Source organism: Motilimonas cestriensis (assembly GCF_021295315.1).
GTDB lineage: Bacteria > Pseudomonadota > Gammaproteobacteria > Enterobacterales > CBDFNC01 > Motilimonas > Motilimonas cestriensis.
The window spans coordinates 38,883-56,452 of the sequence record NZ_JAIMJA010000012.1 but is presented as its reverse complement, the minus strand read 5'-3'; the positions used below and the strand labels follow the sequence as shown (position 1 = coordinate 56,452).

Sequence of the window (17,570 nt, the reverse complement as noted above, 5' to 3'; positions counted from 1 at the left end):
TTATTTCGCTATATTATCAAGATAGCGCTCAGCGTCTAATGCTGCCATACAACCACTGCCAGCAGAGGTGATCGCTTGGCGATAAATGTGATCTGCCACATCTCCTGCGGCAAACACACCGGCAACACTGGTTTGTGTTGCGTTACCTTGAGTGCCAGATTGAATGGTTAAATATCCATCTTTCATATCGAGCTGGCCTTTAAAAATATCGGTATTCGGACTGTGGCCGATTGCGACAAATACACCCATCACATCAACATTTTCTGTCACATCTGATTGTGTGTCCTTGATGCGCATAGCCGTTACGCCCATTTCATCACCCAATACTTCATCTAAGGTGCGGTTTAAGTGGAGGATGATGTTGCCGTTTGCTACTTTGTCTTGCAGGCGGTCAAGTAAAATCTTTTCCGAGCGAAATTCTTCTCGGCGATGAACTAGGTGCACTTCAGAAGCAATGTTAGATAGGTATAAAGCTTCTTCAACAGCGGTATTACCGCCGCCAATGACGGCCACCTTCTGATTGCGGTAAAAGAAACCGTCACAGGTGGCACATGCAGATACACCCCGACCTTTAAATGCTTCTTCTGATGGTAAGCCTAGGTAACGTGCTGATGCACCAGTGGCGATGATCAATGCATCACAAGTGTACACGCCGCTGTCGCCAGTTAAGGTAAACGGTCTGTTTTGCACATCGACGGTGTGAATGTGGTCAAATAAAATTTCTGTTTCAAAGCGCTCTGCGTGCTCTTTCATGCGATCCATTAACGCAGGACCTGTTAGGCCGTGTGCATCGCCAGGCCAGTTCTCAACTTCGGTGGTGGTGGTTAACTGACCACCTTGCTGCATACCTGTTACTAAAACCGGGTTTAGATTGGCTCGTGCAGCGTAAACAGCGGCAGTGTAACCAGCAGGGCCGGAGCCTAAAATTAATAATTTACAGTGTTTTGGTTCGCTCATTGCAAGTCTCTTCTAGTAATGCTTGAGGTGATTGTATGGAAATAATAACAGTGGGTAAAGCGGCGAAATATATCTGCAGAATAAATCACCGCAAAGTGGCGAAAATGGTCAATAGATAAATATGTTAACAGAACAATTTGTTATATTTTATAAAAAAAGGAGCTGAAAATATAAGCTCCTTTTGAGTTTTTTTATAAATTAAGCACCTTTTCGGCTGAGATCCAGGGCTTTTGTTGGCCAATGGCGACTTGCTCGTTGGTTATTTGACCATTAAAAACATTTAGTCCTGCCAGTAAGCCTGGATCTTGACGCATCGCTTCCACTGCTCCCAGCTCTGCAAGTTTAATAACATAGGGGAGGGTGGCATGATTGAGAGCGAAAGTGGCCGTTCTAGCAACTGCGCCGGGCATATTGGCTACACAATAATGCACTATGTTATCAACAATATAAATAGGATCATCATGGGTGGTGGCGTGAGAGGTTTCACAGCAACCCCCTTGGTCTATCGCAACATCGACTATCACCGCGCCCGGTTTCATTTTTTTCAGCAAGGCTTTGCTGATGAGCTTGGGGGCCGCTGCGCCGGGTAGGAGTACGGCGGCGATCACTAAATCAGCACGGATAACTTCTTGTTCTAAGTTTTCAGCATTTGAATAAAGGGTGGTTAGGGTATTGGCATATTGCTGATCCAATTTTTCTAAGGTATTAATATTTTTATCTAAAACAGTCACATTAGCACCCATACCAATCGCTATCTTAATGGCATTTTGGCCAACTTTTCCTCCGCCAATCACGAGTACTTTAGCCGGTGCTACCCCGGGGACCCCTGCTAACAGTAAGCCTCTGCCACCCCAAGACTTCTCGAGCGCCATCGCCCCAGCTTGGATGGCCATTCTACCTGCTACCTCTGACATGGGTGACAGTAATGGCAACGTGCCATTTTTATCAGTAACAGTTTCATATGCTATACATGTGGCTCGACTCTTGATAAGATCCTCAGTTTGGAGCAGATCTGGCGCTAAATGTAAATAGGTAAAAAGCACGTGTTCAGGTTTGAGTAATGCTCTTTCTGACGCTAGCGGCTCTTTTACCTTGACTATCATCTCTGATTTTGAGAATAGTTCATTAGCACTGGCAACTATGTTTGCTCCAGCTGCTGCAAACTCAGCATCGGTGAGGTCAATTCCTGCACCGGCATTAGTTTCAATATTGACTATGTGGCCTAGGCGAGTTAGTTCTCGCACACTAGATGGAACTAAGCCAACGCGGTACTCGTGATTTTTGATTTCTTTTGGTACGCCAATGATCATTATTTACCTCGCTATGTGTTGGGGTCTGGGTTGAGAAAAAATAAAAGGCTATCACGCTAGTATAGGCGGAAAAATAACCGCTTATGCACCTATAATTAAATTTAAAGCGTGATATTATTTTACTGGGATGTAATTAAATGGAATATAATAATGATGGAAGTAAATACTAGACCACTTAAGGATTTGGATCGCATCGACCGTAACATCTTAAATGAGTTACAAAAAGATGGCCGAATCTCTAATGTTGAGCTCTCTAAGCGTGTTGGTTTAAGCCCGACGCCTTGTTTAGAACGTGTTCGCCGCCTTGAACGCCAAGGTTATATTAAAGGTTACACGGCAATTCTAAACCCATTATACCTAGATGCGTCCTTGTTGGTGTTTGTTGAAATAACCCTTAATCGCGGCGCACCAGATGTGTTTGAACAATTCAATAGTGCGGTTCAGGAATTAGAAGAAATCCAAGAATGTCATCTTGTTTCTGGCGATTTTGATTACCTACTTAAAACTCGAGTGTGTGACATGTCGGCTTACCGCAAGTTGTTAGGCGAAACACTGTTACGTTTACCTGGTGTAAACGATACTCGAACTTATGTCGTAATGGAAGAAGTGAAACAGTCTAATTCTTTAGTGATAAAGACTCGCTAAGCTTTACCTCAGCATTGAAATGGATACAATAAAGAGCGGCTAAATGCCGCTTTTTTTATTTTCTCTTCAGGCGTTTAAAATGAACAAGGAATTGAGCTTGACCCAAGCAAAACCCATGTCTTCTCTATCTGGTGTTGCCCGTATTCTAGAAGTCAGTCTTATTATCTGTCATGCCTTTGCAATTTTCATGATGCTGTCATTAATCACCTTTCATCCTTCTGATCCCAGTTGGACGCAAACGGCATGGGAAGGCACCATCCATAACTCCGGTGGCGCGGCTGGCGCGTGGTTGGCTGATATTTTGTTGTTCGCCTTTGGTATTGCCGCTTATTTAATGCCATTTGTGACGGTTGCCGTTGCTTGGCTGCTTTTTTGGAAGCCAAAGGGACTGCTTTCTTTAGATTATTTAGCTCTTGGTTTGCGTATTATCGGATTTATTTTTATCGTCCTTGGGGTGACAGCACTGGCTGCCCTTAACTTTGATGATATTTATTATTTTTCAAGTGGTGGCGTGATTGGGGATATTTTGTCTCAATCGATGGTTAGCTATTTTGGTCTGCTAGGCTCAACCCTTATTTTATTGAGCTTTATTGCAACGGGGTTTACCCTCTTTACGGGTATCTCATTGTTGATGTTTATCGATAAGCTTGGTGAATACTGCATTAAGTTTGGCCGCTTTTTATTGCATGCCCCGACTGCATGGCGCGAGTTTAAAGCCCAGCGCAGTGCCAATAAATTGAAACAAGAATCGGAAGATGTATTGTTTGCTAAAGAGTTGCCAAAACAAAAAGAGGATAACTCTGAGCGTAATGACCCTCCTTTACCGAGCCTCGATAAAATATTACCTGAGTTTGAATCTTCCTTAAACGAGCAAGATAAGCAGGCTAAAGCAGTGAGCAAGCAATCGCCTTCTGTTGCAGTTGCGGCTCAAGAGCAAGTTAATACTGAACTTGATGATTTGAATATGCCATGGATGCCAGACTTAGATGACGACGAGGATGATTTCGGACCCTCTTTTTCTCATCCTCCTACTGACGCTACCGATTCGCCTAAAGTGGCGCAGATGGTCAGTAAAAACAGCAGCCAGCAGCCAACCTTGGCAGCTGCAGTCGCTGACTTGCAGAAAAAACAGGCGATGCCACCGTTAGCCCCTTTGCCATCGGTTGACCTGCTCGACAGACCCAATAAGTCAGAAAATCCGATTAGCCAAGAGGAATTGGATCAAGTTTCCCGTTTGGTTGAAGCCAAGTTGTTAGACTTTAACGTGCAAGCAAAGGTGATGGAGGTTTTCCCTGGCCCAGTCATAACCCGCTTTGAATTAGATTTAGCGCCGGGCATCAAGGTCAGTAAAATCAGTGGTCTAGCTAAAGATTTGGCGCGCGCTTTATCGGCCATTAGTGTGCGCGTGGTTGAAGTTATTCCGGGCAAAACTTATATCGGTCTTGAGTTACCAAATAAATACCGCGAAACGGTTTATTTACGCGAAGTGATTGATTGTCCATTGTTCACCGAAAGCAGCTCGCCTTTAACCATGGTGTTGGGCAGTGATATTGCTGGTAAACCTGTGGTAGTCGACCTCGCGAAAATGCCGCACTTGCTGGTGGCGGGTACCACCGGCTCAGGTAAATCAGTTGGTGTTAACTGTATGATAGTCAGTCTATTGTACAAGTCATCACCGGAAGATGTGCGGATGATCATGATCGATCCTAAGATGCTAGAGTTGTCGGTATATGAAGGCATTCCGCATCTGCTGTCAGAAGTGGTAACCGACATGAAAGATGCGGCCAATGCGCTGCGTTGGTGTGTCGGTGAGATGGAGCGCCGCTATAAGCTAATGTCAGCGGTCGGTGTGCGTAACTTAAAAGGTTATAACGCTAAGGTGAAGGCCGCGATTGATTCGGGTAACCCTATGGTTGATCCCCTCTGGAAGCCGGGTGACAGCATGGATGAGCTGGCACCGGAATTGACTAAACTGCCGAGTATTGTTGTAGTGGTTGATGAATTTGCTGACATGATGATGATTGTCGGTAAGAAGGTAGAAGAGCTAATCGCGCGTATTGCGCAAAAAGCGCGTGCGGCGGGGATCCATTTAATTCTCGCGACCCAGCGTCCATCAGTAGATGTCATCACTGGCTTAATCAAGGCTAATATCCCAACCAGAATGGCGTTTCAAGTGTCTAGTAAAATTGATTCGCGCACTATTTTGGATCAACAAGGTGCGGAATCATTATTGGGAATGGGCGATATGATATATTTACCGCCAGGTACCTCTATTCCAACGCGCGTTCATGGCGCATTTGTTGATGATCATGAAGTACATAAAGTGGTTGCAGATTGGAAGTTACGTGGTGAGCCAAATTATATTGATGATATTTTATCGGGCGATACCACTGCCGAAAATATGTTGCCGGGTGAAATGTCTGAGTCTGACGAAGAAGTTGATGCTTTCTATGATGAAGCCGTTGCCTTTGTAACAGAAACACGCCGTGGCTCTGTATCAGGTGTACAACGTAAATTTAAAATAGGTTACAACCGCGCGGCACGTATTGTTGAGCAAATGGAGCAACAAGGCATAGTGAGCGCGCCGGGCCATAATGGCAATCGTGAAGTATTAGCTCCCCCTCCGCCAAGGAATTAAGATGAACAAATTATCGTTATTATTAACATCAGGCTTCACCTCATTGATGTTGTTTTCAAGCTCAGTGTGGGCCGATGCCGCGCAAGATCTACAGCAGAAGCTACATAAAGTATCGCAGTTCTCAGCTAACTTTTCGCAGCAAGTATTAGATTTAGATGGAAAAGTGATTCAAGAAGCATCAGGAGAGCTTAACGTTGCCCATCCGGATAAATTTCGCTGGCAAGTATTGATGCCTGATGAAGAGTTAGTGTTGTCAAATGGTAATACGGTGTGGGTTTACAGCCCATTTGTTGAGCAAGTCACTTTGCTCGATCAAGCCGACGCCGTTGCGGGAACACCTTTTCTATTATTGGCATCGACCGATAAGGCAGTTTGGCAGCAATACGAGGTTGTGGCTCAACAGCAAAAATTTGTTATTAAGCCAAAGGATGAACAAGCCAGTATTGCTGAATTCACTATGAAGTTTAATCAAAAAGATCAACTGATCGGTTTTAGTATTAAAGAGCGCCAAGGCCAAACCAGTCAGTTTGTGCTGTCAGAGTTTAATTCGAAAAGTACATTTAAAGACAGTGACTTCGAGTTTGTTATCCCTGAAGGCGTAGAGGTTGATGACCAGCGTTAATGGATAACTTAAGTCTTAATTTTGCGCCTGACTTTAGGCCGTTGGCGGCGCGGATGCGGCCAACGAGCTTAGAACACTATGTTGGCCAGCAACATATCATCGGCCCTGAGCAACCCTTAAGAAAAGCCCTTGAAGCGGGCTTTTGTCATTCTATGATCTTGTGGGGACCGCCGGGCACAGGTAAAACGACTTTAGCCGAGTTAGCTGCTCAATATTGTGACGCCAAGGTTGAGCGTTTGTCGGCGGTTACGTCAGGGGTAAAGGATATTCGTGCTGCTATTGAGCGCGCGCAGCAAAATGGTCAGCAGGGCCAACGTACCTTGTTATTTGTCGATGAGGTGCATCGCTTTAATAAAAGCCAGCAAGATGGTTTTTTACCTTACATCGAAGATGGCACCATTACTTTTATTGGTGCCACCACAGAAAATCCCTCGTTTGAACTCAATAACGCACTGCTATCGCGAGCCCGTGTTTATGTGTTAAAAAAGCTCGAAACAACCGACTTATTAGCCATGATAGAGCGTGCTGTTAAGCAAGGTTTTACCGATGTGTCGGTCACGCTAGCTGATGGTTTGGCAGAAAAGACTGTTCAATTAGCGGGGGGCGATGGCCGTAAAGTCCTTAATTTTATTGAATTGATGGTTGATATGGCCGACTTAGTCAATGGCGAGAAACGATTGACTGAGGATTTACTCAAAGCGGTGGCGGGTAGGCCATTGGCCAGCATTGATAAGCAAGGCGATATCTATTTTGATTTAATCTCTGCCTTGCACAAGTCCATTCGTGGCTCAGCGCCTGATGCCGCGCTTTATTGGTATGCTCGAATGTTAACAGCAGGTTGCGATCCTTTGTATATTGCGCGGCGCTGTTTAGCTATTGCATCAGAAGATGTGGGAAATGCCGATCCACGTGCCATGCAAGTCGCGGTGTCAGCCTGGGATTGTTTTAGTCGCGTTGGCCCTGCTGAAGGTGAGCGCGCGATTGCACAGGCCATTGTTTATCTGGCTTGTGCACCAAAAAGTAATGCTGTTTATAACGCGTTTAAAGCGGCCCTTCGTGATGCCAAGGAGCATGGCGATGCGCCTGTACCAGTACATTTACGTAATGCGCCAACCCAGCTACTCGCTGAGTTAGGGCATGGCGCAGAGTATCGCTATGCTCATAATGAACCTAATGCTTATGCCGCAGGTGAAAACTATTTCCCGGAATCACTCGCTCATCAACAATATTACTTTCCAACCGAGCGCGGCTTGGAAAAACAAATTTCAGATAAGCTTAATTGGCTGCGCGAGCAAGACCAATTAAGTGAGAATAAACGCTATGACTAATTACACAGCACTGGCATTTGTTGCGTGTGGTGGCGCGACAGGGGCGTGTTTGCGCTTTCTTATCAGTAATTGGGCCCTTGCTACTTTTGGAAAGGGCTTCCCTTTTGGTACACTGATAGTCAATGTGATTGGCTCACTGTTAATGGGCGTTATATTTGCTTTATTAGAGCAAAATATTCTCAATACCAATCCTTGGAAACAGTTAATTGGCGTTGGCCTACTCGGTGCGTTAACCACGTTTTCCACGTTTTCCATGGACAGTTTATTACTCATCCAACAAGGTGAGCTAATCAAAGCCGTATTAAATGTCGTTATCAATGTGGTGGTTTGTCTTATCGCTGCATGGATCGGCACCCAATTAATAATAAAAAGTTAAAGGTTAAGCATGTTAGATCCTAAATTTTTGCGTGGTGATTTAAACGAAGTTGCGGCCAAATTGGCCTCACGCGGTTATGAACTTGATGTGGAAAAGCTCCATACATTAGAAAATCAACGTAAAGAGCTACAAGTTCGCACTGAGAATCTACAAGCTGAGCGTAACAGTCGATCCAAATCTATTGGTGCTGCCGCCAAACGGGGTGAAGACATTGCACCGCTGCGCGCTGAAATGAATAAGTTCGGTGAAGAGCTTGATGCGGCTAAAGAGCAACTAACGGCATTGATGACTGAGCTTAATGAGCTGTCATTAAGTATTCCTAATTTACCTCATGAGTCGGTGCCTGTCGGTAAAGATGAGACTGAAAACCTTGAAATTCGCCGTTGGGGTGAGCCAAAGGCTTATGATTTTGAAGTTAAAGATCACGTTGATTTAGGCGAAGCCTTGGGTGGGTTAGATTTTCCTGCAGCCGTTAAAATTACCGGCTCACGTTTTATTGTGATGCAGGGACAAATTGCTCGTATGCACCGTGCGTTGGCGCAGTTTATGTTGGACTTGCATACCACTGAGCACGGTTACACCGAAATGTACGTGCCTTACCTAGTCAATGCTGACAGCTTATATGGCACCGGTCAGTTGCCTAAGTTTGGTGGCGATCTTTTCCATACCCAGCCAGCGACAGAAGAAGGCCAAGGTTTATCTTTGATCCCAACAGCTGAAGTGCCGCTAACAAACATGTCGCGCGATACGATTTACGCTGAATCTGACTTACCTATTAAGATGACGGCGCACACACCGTGTTTTCGTAGTGAAGCGGGCTCTTACGGCCGTGATACCCGTGGCTTAATTCGTCAACATCAGTTCGACAAAGTTGAAATGGTGCAATTAGTGCATCCTGAAAAGAGTTTTGCAGCGTTAGATGAGCTAACCGGTCATGCGGAAGCCGTATTGCAAAAGCTAGGCTTGCCGTATCGCGTAATGGCGCTATGTACTGGTGACATGGGCTTTGGCGCAACTAAAACGTTTGATTTAGAAGTATGGTTACCGGCGCAAAACACCTATCGTGAAATTTCATCTTGTTCGAATGTGGGTGATTTCCAAGCGCGTCGTTTACAAGCTCGTTTTCGCCCTGAAGGCGCGAAAAAGCCTGAACTTATCCATACCTTAAATGGCTCTGGTTTAGCGGTCGGTCGTACTTTGGTTGCGGTGCTAGAAAACTATCAATTGGCGGATGGTCGCATTGAGGTACCCGCTGCGCTAGTACCTTACATGGGTGGCTTAACGCACCTCGGCTGATAGTAAGCTATTTACGTCTAATAATAAAAACGCCGCTGATAACAGCGGCGTTTTTATTTGCTTTAGTTGGGCAAAGTACTGGTTAAAGGCATTTAGCCGGTTTAGGCAGGCCAGCTATCTTGGTGGCTTGCTTGGCCGGACCTTGTGGAAATAGTTTAAATAAGTAGCGGCTATTTCCTTTTTCTGGGCCAAATTTATTGCCCATGGCTTTTACTAATGCGCGCACGGCAGGCGAGGTATTAAACTCAAGGTAAAATTCACGGACAAACAACACCACTTCCCAATGGGCTTCGCTCATTTCGATCTTTTCTTGCTCTGCAATCAATTCAGCTAATGGTTTTGACCATAAGTTAAGATCAAGTAAATAGCCCTGTTTGTCGGTGGCAATGGTTTCGCCATTAATGGTGTACATAATCTTCTCTTTTACGCTCAATTAACGTTTCTGACCTACTTTACGTTGGTGATATTACAAGCAAGGGCTTGAATATCCGTAGCGGTATTAGCAATCAATTGCAGCTGCTGCACAATTGACAACTGCTCTGGGGTCAGTTCGGTGATTTTTAGTGGCGGTAATTGTGCCTCTATTTCAGTGTGACCACAATCGGGGGTTTCAATACTTTGAATCGCTTTATTCAATGCTTGTCTGGTTAATGCCAAAATTGGCGCGAGATCGGGCCGCGTTTCAAGCTCACTAAAGGGGGCTCGATGCGCAGCTAAGGCTGAAATATAGGCTAATAAGGCATTATTACGATTAGTAAGAGCGTAACTTTCTTTAACTAGTTTTCGCTTTGAACCTGGGTCTATCAGCATATTTTGCCAAGCACTGGCCAGATTAATGTCGGCAATATGTGCATCGCGGCGCGCGATACGATAGGGGAGAGACTCCTGCTTGCCATCATGATATTGCTCAACGACGTGTTCAAAGTAATTTAAATTGGCGTGCAATGATAATGACAGCAGGTTTGGAATGCGTTTGTACTGCCACTGCGGCAAAATAAAACTCACGGTTAATACGGCAAGCACACTACCCAATACGGTTTCCTGAATTCGCGGCCATACCACCTCTAAACCTGTGCCTGATAGTAAGTTAAACACCATCATCACAAATACGGTAATGAAAATTACAGCAATGCTGTAATTCGTTTTCAGGTAAGTAAAGAAGAAGAATGCTGATAGGGCTAAGACAAAAAATTGGCCGTACACACCGGGTAATAGGTAGAGCAATGGAAAACCAATCGCGACCCCGATAAAGGTGCCAATAACACGTTGAATCAATCGCTTACGTGTTTCACTGAAGCTTGGTTGGCAAACAAATAAGCAAGTTAACAGCACCCAATAGCCTTTCTCTAGATCCAAATACTGTAAGAGTAAATAGCCAGTGACAAAACACAGGCTCATGCGAATCGCGTGTCTAAATATGGCAGAGCGACTTTTAATGTGGTGTGTAATGCGATCCCATGTTGCAATTTTGGGCTCAGTTGATAATTTAGCATCGTCCAATAGGCGGCTGCCTGTATGGCTGATTTCACTGGCTTCTAATAAAAGTTTATGAATACCCGTTAAGTTTTTGAGTACAAAAGATAAAGGAGTAAATAACGAAGTATCAAAATGGTGTTTATTATTGAGGTGCTCCAGTTGATCCTGCAGGGCTTTTACCGTCCAGCTTAATGATGCTGGCACGGTATAACTCTTACGCATTAAAATACATTTTCCTAACTGGTGACTGGCTTCAGATAATTGCGAAATTAACTGGTGAAACCCTTGCGTCATTTGCGTTTCAGAGAAAGCACTTTCTAGCTGGCTGTATTGGTAATGAGTGGCCGTGACCCGCTCATGTATTTGCTGCGCGATCAGATAATACTGCAATAACAAATCAAGACGCTCTTTTTTGCCCGAGTCGTGCAAACGGTTATTGAGTGTATCTTTGCAAATATTGAGACTGTTCACCACGTTGATATTTTGCACAACGAGGTTTTGCCTTACCGCCAGCCAATCGGTTTGATTGCTACCAAAAAAGCGTGATTTCTCCAACTGATAACGACTTAGATTGAAGTACAGCTGAGCTAATTGTTCATGTAGTGAACGGTAAGGTGAGGCAAATGCCCACATAAGTGAAAATAGCCCGTACCATAAGGCACCAGCAGTGAGCATTAGAGGTTGAATATAAAAAGGGTGGTCACTTTGGTAGCCGATCATGGTGTATATCGCGATAATTAGCGCGCCAAAGGCGATTTGACCATACCGTTGGCCAAAAATGCCAAGCATAATAAAAATAAAAGTAGAGCTGGCTAAACCAATAACAAACAGAGTTGGTGTGGCATAAAGCAACTCAACAGAAAATGACGCAATTAAGAAGCAGACTAAGGTGATGCTTAGGCTTTTTAATCGGTTGACACTGGCATCGTCAGTTTCGGCAATACCACAAGCGACCACACCGAGAGCAAGAGTAAGAGACAATTCCGTTTGTTGCCATAACAGGGCTGGCAATAGTGTAAAGCTAATGGCACACAAGACTCGCGTTCCGGCATGAAAATAAGTGTGTGTCATTAATGTGCGAAGCTGGTCTTGGATCAGATTGAGTAAGGGTTGCATAGGAGGGGAAGGTTATCCAAACATCGATGAAATCAAACAGCTTTCAGTGTAAAACATCCATAAACAAAAAGCCCCTTTCAGTAGGGGCTTTTTTGAGTTTTCATGATTTAGATTAAGCCAAGGGCTAACCTAAAGCGACTTAGTCGTCACCGCCAATACCTAAGATGCTTAATAAGCTAACGAAGATATTGTAGATGGATACATATAAGGTAACGGTTGCTGAAATATAGTTGGTTTCGCCACCTCGGATAATGTTCTGTGTCGTTAGCATGATCACTGCAGATGAAAACAGAATGAATAAGCTACTAATAGCCAGAGATAATGCAGGCATAGCTAAAAAGATGTTAGCGATCATGGCAACAATTAGCACGACAAAACCGGTTACTATCATGCCATTTAAGAATGATAGGTCTCGTTTAGTGGTGAGTGCGTAAGCGGATGTGGCAAAGAACGCAAGCGCAGTACCACCCAATGCGGTCAGCACCGTTTCGCCGGCACCAGCAGACAGGAACATACCTATCATTGGCGCCAAGGTGTAACCCATAAAGCCGGTAAATAGGAAAACAAATACCAAGCCTAAACTTGAGTTACGATTTTTTTCCGTTAAAAACATAAGACCATAAGCACCGACTAGAAACACGACCCAATGCACTGGTGGTGCCATCAAAGCTACAGACACCGCTGTAACAATAGATGAAAAGGCTAAAGTTAGGCCGAGTAGGAAGTAGGTATTGCGGAGCACTTTGTTGGTTTCGCTGACGCGTTCAACCGTTTGAGTTTGGCTATATTGGTTCATTGCTGAATCCTCGTAAAAAATGTTGTACGAATCTGCTTTGCATCTTACACCGTTGCTCTGTGTTGTAGCATGATTACTAGTTAGTCACTCACGCTATAATATAAAAGAACGGTACTATTTAATTATTAGTTTGGGTTAGCCCCTATTATTTCAAGTACTGACATTATCACACTTTAGATCAAATTAACCTGTTGAACTGCCGATGATAAGATATCAGTGATATTAGTTTATCCTAGCTTAGGCTTTCTTGTCACAGAAAAATGAATTAATGGCGCCAAAACAAGCAGTTTAAGAAAAATCACTGAAAAGTGGATTTTTTATTTGCAATCACCGGTTTATATCCAGTATTATGCGCCCCGCTGCGGAGGGGTGGCAGAGTGGCCGAATGCACCGGTCTTGAAAACCGGCGTGGGTTAATAGCTCACCGAGAGTTCAAATCTCTCCTCCTCCGCCATTTCTTTCCTGCTATGCGATTCCAAAGAAAAACCAACCAATCCCACAAATAACAACAGAAACAATTGCTTATTATAATTTTAAATTCATTTCTTTGCGTTGTGTTGCAAATTTGCAAATATGTACCCGATATACTGCTTTTGTGTTTTTTAATTGGATTAGTTTGGTTATCATCAAGCAAAGACCGCTTTAATTCCGAAACGGTCTATCAGTATTGTGCGGAGTAATTCTCTTGATTAACGTATTTCTTGTTGATGACCATGAGTTGGTAAGAACAGGGATCCGACGTATTCTCGAAGACATTCGTGGCATCAAGGTAGTGGGTGAAGCTCAAAGTGGCGAAGCTGCAGTGCAGTGGTGCCGGGATAATAATCCTGATGTCATCCTAATGGATATGAACATGCCGGGTATTGGTGGGTTAGAAGCCACCCGTAAAATCTTAAGATACAATCCCGATATCAAAATAGTTGTACTAACGATCCACACTGAAAACCCTTTTCCAACCAAGGTAATGCAGGCCGGCGCTGCTGGTTACTTAACAAAAGGCGCGGCACCTGATGAAGTATTGAATGCAATTCGAGTGGTGAATGCAGGGCAACGCTATTTGTCTCCTGAAATTGCACAACAAATGGCTTTGGCTCATTTTTCCCCGGATGATGAGAATCCATTCAAAAACCTGTCGGAGCGCGAGCTTCAAATCATGTTAATGATTACCAAAGGGCAGAAAGTTACCGAAATTTCGGAACAATTAAGCTTAAGCCCGAAAACGGTTAACAGCTATCGTTATCGCTTATTTAATAAATTGGATATCAGTGGCGACGTAGAGTTAACACACTTAGCTATCCGTCATGGTATGTTAGATGCGGATACCCTATAAACGCAATCTGAAGAATAACGTTTGATTGTGAACTAGGTGCCTCAGGGCACCTTTTTTATTTTTGTCTTATGTAAGAAGTTATGACCCAAGTATTTGATTCAGCAGCTTTCCTCAAAACCGTGACGCAACAACCTGGGGTTTATCGTATGTACGATAGCTCGCGAACTGTGATTTATGTTGGTAAGGCTAAAAATTTAAAAAATCGCCTTAGTAGTTACTTTCGCTCTAACCTTGATAATGAAAAGACCCGCGTTCTCGTTAAAAATATTGCCGCGATTGATGTCACTGTCACTCATACCGAAACTGAAGCGTTAATCCTTGAGCACAACTACATTAAAAAATACATGCCGCGCTATAACGTATTGCTGCGTGATGATAAATCTTATCCTTATATTGTTATCACCGATCACAAGCATCCCCGTCTTGGTGTATACCGCGGTAGTAAAAAATCGAAAGGGCAATTTTTTGGTCCTTATCCTAGCGGCGGTGCAGTGCGAGAAAGTTTGCATTTAATGCAAAAGATCTTTCCTGTGCGTCAGTGTGAAGATAGTTACTACAAAAATCGTTCACGGCCCTGCTTGCAATACCAACTAAAGCGCTGTTTAGGGCCTTGTACCAATATGGTCTCGGATGATGAGTACCAGCAGCAAGTTGAGTTAGCGACTTTGTTTTTACAAGGTAAAAGCCAAGATGTGATCGGTCAGATGATTGAAAAAATGCAGCAAGCAAGTGATCAATTACAGTTTGAGCAAGCGGCGCGCTTTCGGGACCAAATTCAAGCACTGCGCAAAGTATCAGAGCAGCAAAGTGTCACTGGTGCAGGCGAGCAACTTGATGCGATTGGTTTTGCCTACCAAAATGGCATGGCATGTATTCATGTACTGTTTATACGCCAAGGGCAAGTACTTGGTAGCCGTAGTTATTTCCCCAAAGTACCTAATGCCAGTTCGGCAGACGAAGTATTTACCGCATTTATCAGTCAATTTTATTTATCTGGTGCTAATGGGCGGGTGATACCCAAGCAAATATTGATTAGCCAAGCATTAGAAGAACAGGCTGCGATCTCTGCTGCACTGTCGGAGTTTGCTAAATATAAAGTGGTGCTGACCGAGAAGGTGCGAGCGGATAGAGCGGGGTTTTTGCGGCTGGCGTGTACTAATGCTCAGTCGGCTCTGACCAGCCAACTGAGTCATAAAAGCACTATGCTGCAGCGGTTTTATTTATTGCAAGAAGCATTAGATTTAGAGCAACCTATTAAGCGGATTGAGTGCTACGATATCTCTCACACGATGGGAGAAAAAACCGTTGCCTCATCGGTGGTGTTTAATCGAGAAGGGCCACTGAAGTCTGATTATCGTCTATTCAATATTAGCGGCATTACTCCTGGCGATGATTATGCGGCTATGAAACAAGTGCTGACGCGACGTTTTCGCGATTTGCAGGCGGTGGAAAATATTCCTGACATCGTATTTATTGATGGCGGTTTGGGGCAGCTTGCCCAAGCGGAAGCCGTACTGGATGATTTTAGTGCAAACTTTGTTGAAAAAGAGCCCTTACTTATTGGCATAGCAAAAGGCGTAACCCGTAAGGCAGGCCTTGAAACTTTAATCATGGGGCAAACTCATGAAGAGCTTGAAATGGCTGCAGATTCGCCTGCGTTGCACCTAATCCAACATATTCGGGATGAATCGCACCGCTTTGCGATCACAGGGCACCGGCAACGACGTGATAAAGCAAGAAAACAAAGTACTCTTGAGTCTATTGCCGGGGTTGGGCCAAAGCGACGACAAGCTATATTGACCTATTTGGGTGGCTTACAGGAGGTTAAAAAAGCATCTGTAGATGATCTTGCTCGTGTCCCGGGTATAAGTCATGAGCTTGCACAAAAGATCTATGATACATTGCACCATTAACCGACTGACCATGCGCTAATTTAACGTTGTAACCATAATGATTAATATTCCCAATATTTTAACTGCTTTTCGCGTTTTTCTGATCCCCGTATTCGTCTTATGCTATTACCTTCCTATAGAGCATGCTGCATTCTGGGCTGCGTTCTTTTTCTGGTTAGCGGCGGTAACCGATTATTTTGATGGATACCTCGCGCGCAAACTTAAACAGCAAACCGCATTTGGCGCATTTTTAGACCCTGTTGCAGACAAGGTGATGGTTGCCGCGGCACTGGTTGTCATTGTTGAACATTACAGTTCTCTTTGGGTGACTATCCCTGCACTGACGATGATCAGTCGTGAAATTATTATTTCGGCACTGCGAGAGTGGATGGCTGAGTTAGGGAAGCGGGCTAATGTAGCCGTTTCATCGATAGGAAAATGGAAAACAGCCGCACAAATGGTGGCGCTTATTGCACTTATCTGGCAACAAGCTGACTGGATGGAATATTTTGGTCTCGGACTATTGTATATCGCGACAGCGCTTACTTTCTGGTCGATGTTTAGCTACCTTTCGGCTGCTTGGAAAGATCTCAGTGGCCAATAAGGGCCTTGTTTGACTAATAAATATTCGCTTTGCGTAATTTATAGGCGAGCAATCAAAAAGTTTAAAAAAGTGTGTTGACTGGTTCGTTTTAATCATTAGAATGCGCAGCACATCCGGCAACGAAGCAGCGAAAGCAACTTTAGTTGGCCCATGTAGCTTGGCAGTTACATAAAACAAGCAGTAAGTTCAGCTGTAGAGAAATGAGCGTAGATGTGATGCGGTACTAGCTCAGCTGGTAGAGCGCAACCTTGCCAAGGTTGAGGTCACGAGTTCGAGCCTCGTGTACCGCTCCAAAAATTTAAAGTTTAGTGTCGCCCGGGTGGTGAAATTGGTAGACACAAGGGATTTAAAATCCCTCGCTTGTAAGAGCGTGCCGGTTCAAGTCCGGCCCCGGGCACCATTAGTTCTAAAGTCTAACTCAGCTTTTAATTGAGTTGGTTATGATGCGGTATTAGTTCAGCTGCATCATAGAGAGACGCAACCTTTGTTGTGATTTATCATAAGTTATGAACTAAGTGTGATGCGGTATTAGCTCAGCTGCATCGTAGAGAGACGCAACCTTTGTAGTGACTCTCTTAAATTATGAGCTAATTGTGATGCGGTACTAGCTCAGCTGGTAGAGCGCAACCTTGCCAAGGTTGAGGTCACGAGTTCGAGCCTCGTGTACCGCTCCAAATCGATACAATATGGCGGAATGGCAGAGTGGCCATGCACCTGATTGCAAATCAGACGACCTCGGTTCGACTCCGGGTTCCGCCTCCATATTTAAAATTTAGTGTCGCCCGGGTGGTGAAATTGGTAGACACAAGGGATTTAAAATCCCTCGCTTGTAAGAGCGTGCCGGTTCAAGTCCGGCCCCGGGCACCATTAGTTCCAAAGCCTAACTCAGCTACAATAGAGTTAAATGTGATGCAGTATTAGTTCAGCTGCATCATAGAGAGACGCAACCTTTGCATTGACTCTCTTAGATTATGAGCTAAATGTGATGTGGTACTAGTTCAGCTGCATCATAGAGAGACGCAACCTTTGTTGTGATTTATCTAAGTTATGAACTAAATGTGATGCGGTACTAGCTCAGCTGGTAGAGCGCAACCTTGCCAAGGTTGAGGTCACGAGTTCGAGCCTCGTGTACCGCTCCAAATCGATACAATATGGCGGAATGGCAGAGTGGCCATGCACCTGAT

14 protein-coding genes and 7 tRNA genes are annotated in these 17,570 nt (G+C 44.3%); 16 read left to right on the top strand and 5 right to left on the bottom strand.

The window, feature by feature from the left end; all coding sequences use genetic code 11:
* Entirely contained in the window at positions 1-957 is a 957-nt protein-coding gene (gene trxB, locus K6Y31_RS12725; RefSeq protein ID WP_233053256.1) for a thioredoxin-disulfide reductase, read from the bottom strand.
* A gap of 191 nt (positions 958-1,148) precedes the next feature.
* A complete protein-coding gene (ald, locus tag K6Y31_RS12720; RefSeq protein ID WP_233053248.1) occupies positions 1,149-2,267 on the bottom strand; it encodes an alanine dehydrogenase in 1,119 nt (372 codons plus the stop codon).
* Between the two features lie 150 nt (positions 2,268-2,417).
* Here ald and lrp point away from each other — a divergent pair, with 150 nt between their 5' ends.
* From lrp to serS, 6 genes are all read left to right on the top strand, one after another.
* Positions 2,418-2,912: a leucine-responsive transcriptional regulator Lrp gene (gene lrp / locus K6Y31_RS12715; protein WP_232800566.1), complete on the top strand. Its 495-nt coding sequence runs from the start codon at positions 2,418-2,420 to the stop codon at positions 2,910-2,912.
* Positions 2,913-2,991: 79 nt separating this feature from the next.
* Positions 2,992-5,550: a DNA translocase FtsK gene (locus K6Y31_RS12710; RefSeq protein WP_233053246.1), complete on the top strand. Its 2,559-nt coding sequence runs from the start codon at positions 2,992-2,994 to the stop codon at positions 5,548-5,550.
* 1 nt (position 5,551) lies between these two features.
* Positions 5,552-6,172 (top strand): outer membrane lipoprotein periplasmic chaperone LolA, encoded by a 621-nt coding sequence (gene lolA, locus K6Y31_RS12705; protein WP_233053243.1) that lies wholly within the window; start codon positions 5,552-5,554, stop codon positions 6,170-6,172.
* Positions 6,172-7,500: a replication-associated recombination protein A gene (locus K6Y31_RS12700; RefSeq protein WP_233053234.1), complete on the top strand. Its 1,329-nt coding sequence runs from the start codon at positions 6,172-6,174 to the stop codon at positions 7,498-7,500. Before lolA ends, K6Y31_RS12700 begins: the two co-directional genes overlap by 1 nt.
* Positions 7,493-7,876, top strand: a complete 384-nt coding sequence (gene crcB / locus K6Y31_RS12695; protein ID WP_233053232.1) for a fluoride efflux transporter CrcB — start codon at positions 7,493-7,495, stop codon at positions 7,874-7,876. Before K6Y31_RS12700 ends, crcB begins: the two co-directional genes overlap by 8 nt.
* Positions 7,877-7,885: 9 nt before the next feature.
* Positions 7,886-9,172 (top strand): serine--tRNA ligase, encoded by a 1,287-nt coding sequence (gene serS, locus K6Y31_RS12690; RefSeq protein WP_233053231.1) that lies wholly within the window; start codon positions 7,886-7,888, stop codon positions 9,170-9,172.
* A gap of 82 nt (positions 9,173-9,254) precedes the next feature.
* On the opposite strand, the gene K6Y31_RS12685 is transcribed toward serS, so the two are convergent.
* From K6Y31_RS12685 to K6Y31_RS12675, 3 genes are all read right to left on the bottom strand, one after another.
* Positions 9,255-9,584, bottom strand: coding sequence for a TusE/DsrC/DsvC family sulfur relay protein (locus K6Y31_RS12685; protein WP_233053216.1), 330 nt, complete (start codon positions 9,582-9,584; stop codon positions 9,255-9,257).
* Between the two features lie 35 nt (positions 9,585-9,619).
* The gene (yccS, locus tag K6Y31_RS12680; RefSeq protein WP_233053213.1) at positions 9,620-11,764 is read right to left on the bottom strand and encodes a YccS family putative transporter; all 2,145 of its coding nucleotides are present in this window, start codon (positions 11,762-11,764) and stop codon (positions 9,620-9,622) included.
* A 139-nt stretch (positions 11,765-11,903) separates the two neighbouring features.
* Positions 11,904-12,560 (bottom strand): Bax inhibitor-1/YccA family protein, encoded by a 657-nt coding sequence (locus K6Y31_RS12675; protein ID WP_233053212.1) that lies wholly within the window; start codon positions 12,558-12,560, stop codon positions 11,904-11,906.
* A gap of 363 nt (positions 12,561-12,923) precedes the next feature.
* Between K6Y31_RS12675 and K6Y31_RS12670 the strand changes: the two genes are divergently transcribed.
* From K6Y31_RS12670 to K6Y31_RS12625, 10 genes are all read left to right on the top strand, one after another.
* Positions 12,924-13,014, top strand: a tRNA-Ser gene (locus K6Y31_RS12670).
* Positions 13,015-13,245: 231 nt separating this feature from the next.
* Complete coding sequence (gene uvrY, locus K6Y31_RS12665; protein ID WP_233053210.1) at positions 13,246-13,890, top strand: UvrY/SirA/GacA family response regulator transcription factor; 645 nt, start codon at positions 13,246-13,248, stop codon at positions 13,888-13,890.
* 80 nt (positions 13,891-13,970) lie between these two features.
* Complete coding sequence (gene uvrC, locus K6Y31_RS12660; protein ID WP_233053208.1) at positions 13,971-15,803, top strand: excinuclease ABC subunit UvrC; 1,833 nt, start codon at positions 13,971-13,973, stop codon at positions 15,801-15,803.
* Positions 15,804-15,840: 37 nt separating this feature from the next.
* Positions 15,841-16,386: a CDP-diacylglycerol--glycerol-3-phosphate 3-phosphatidyltransferase gene (pgsA, locus tag K6Y31_RS12655; protein WP_233053200.1), complete on the top strand. Its 546-nt coding sequence runs from the start codon at positions 15,841-15,843 to the stop codon at positions 16,384-16,386.
* Between the two features lie 217 nt (positions 16,387-16,603).
* Positions 16,604-16,679 (top strand) — tRNA-Gly (locus tag K6Y31_RS12650).
* Between the two features lie 20 nt (positions 16,680-16,699).
* Positions 16,700-16,786 (top strand) — tRNA-Leu (locus K6Y31_RS12645).
* 198 nt (positions 16,787-16,984) lie between these two features.
* Positions 16,985-17,060: transfer RNA gene (locus K6Y31_RS12640), tRNA-Gly, on the top strand.
* Positions 17,061-17,074: 14 nt separating this feature from the next.
* Positions 17,075-17,148: transfer RNA gene (locus K6Y31_RS12635), tRNA-Cys, on the top strand.
* An 18-nt stretch (positions 17,149-17,166) separates the two neighbouring features.
* Positions 17,167-17,253, top strand: a tRNA-Leu gene (locus K6Y31_RS12630).
* A gap of 196 nt (positions 17,254-17,449) precedes the next feature.
* Positions 17,450-17,525: transfer RNA gene (locus K6Y31_RS12625), tRNA-Gly, on the top strand.
* The last annotated feature ends 45 nt before the right edge of the window (positions 17,526-17,570 follow it).

Bases quoted from the DNA above. Each gene is read 5' to 3' on its own strand.
- lrp (WP_232800566.1), top strand. From the start codon at position 2,418: ATGATGGAAGTAAATACTAGACCACTTAAGGATTTGGATCGCATCGAC.
- yccS (WP_233053213.1), bottom strand. From the start codon at position 11,764: ATGCAACCCTTACTCAATCTGATCCAAGACCAGCTTCGCACATTAATG.
- pgsA (WP_233053200.1), top strand. From the start codon at position 15,841: ATGATTAATATTCCCAATATTTTAACTGCTTTTCGCGTTTTTCTGATC.
- trxB (WP_233053256.1), bottom strand. From the start codon at position 957: ATGAGCGAACCAAAACACTGTAAATTATTAATTTTAGGCTCCGGCCCT.
- K6Y31_RS12685 (WP_233053216.1), bottom strand. From the start codon at position 9,584: ATGTACACCATTAATGGCGAAACCATTGCCACCGACAAACAGGGCTAT.
- serS (WP_233053231.1), top strand. From the start codon at position 7,886: ATGTTAGATCCTAAATTTTTGCGTGGTGATTTAAACGAAGTTGCGGCC.
- ald (WP_233053248.1), bottom strand. From the start codon at position 2,267: ATGATCATTGGCGTACCAAAAGAAATCAAAAATCACGAGTACCGCGTT.
- K6Y31_RS12675 (WP_233053212.1), bottom strand. From the start codon at position 12,560: ATGAACCAATATAGCCAAACTCAAACGGTTGAACGCGTCAGCGAAACC.
- K6Y31_RS12700 (WP_233053234.1), top strand. From the start codon at position 6,172: ATGGATAACTTAAGTCTTAATTTTGCGCCTGACTTTAGGCCGTTGGCG.
- crcB (WP_233053232.1), top strand. From the start codon at position 7,493: ATGACTAATTACACAGCACTGGCATTTGTTGCGTGTGGTGGCGCGACA.
- lolA (WP_233053243.1), top strand. From the start codon at position 5,552: ATGAACAAATTATCGTTATTATTAACATCAGGCTTCACCTCATTGATG.
- uvrC (WP_233053208.1), top strand. From the start codon at position 13,971: ATGACCCAAGTATTTGATTCAGCAGCTTTCCTCAAAACCGTGACGCAA.
- K6Y31_RS12710 (WP_233053246.1), top strand. From the start codon at position 2,992: ATGAACAAGGAATTGAGCTTGACCCAAGCAAAACCCATGTCTTCTCTA.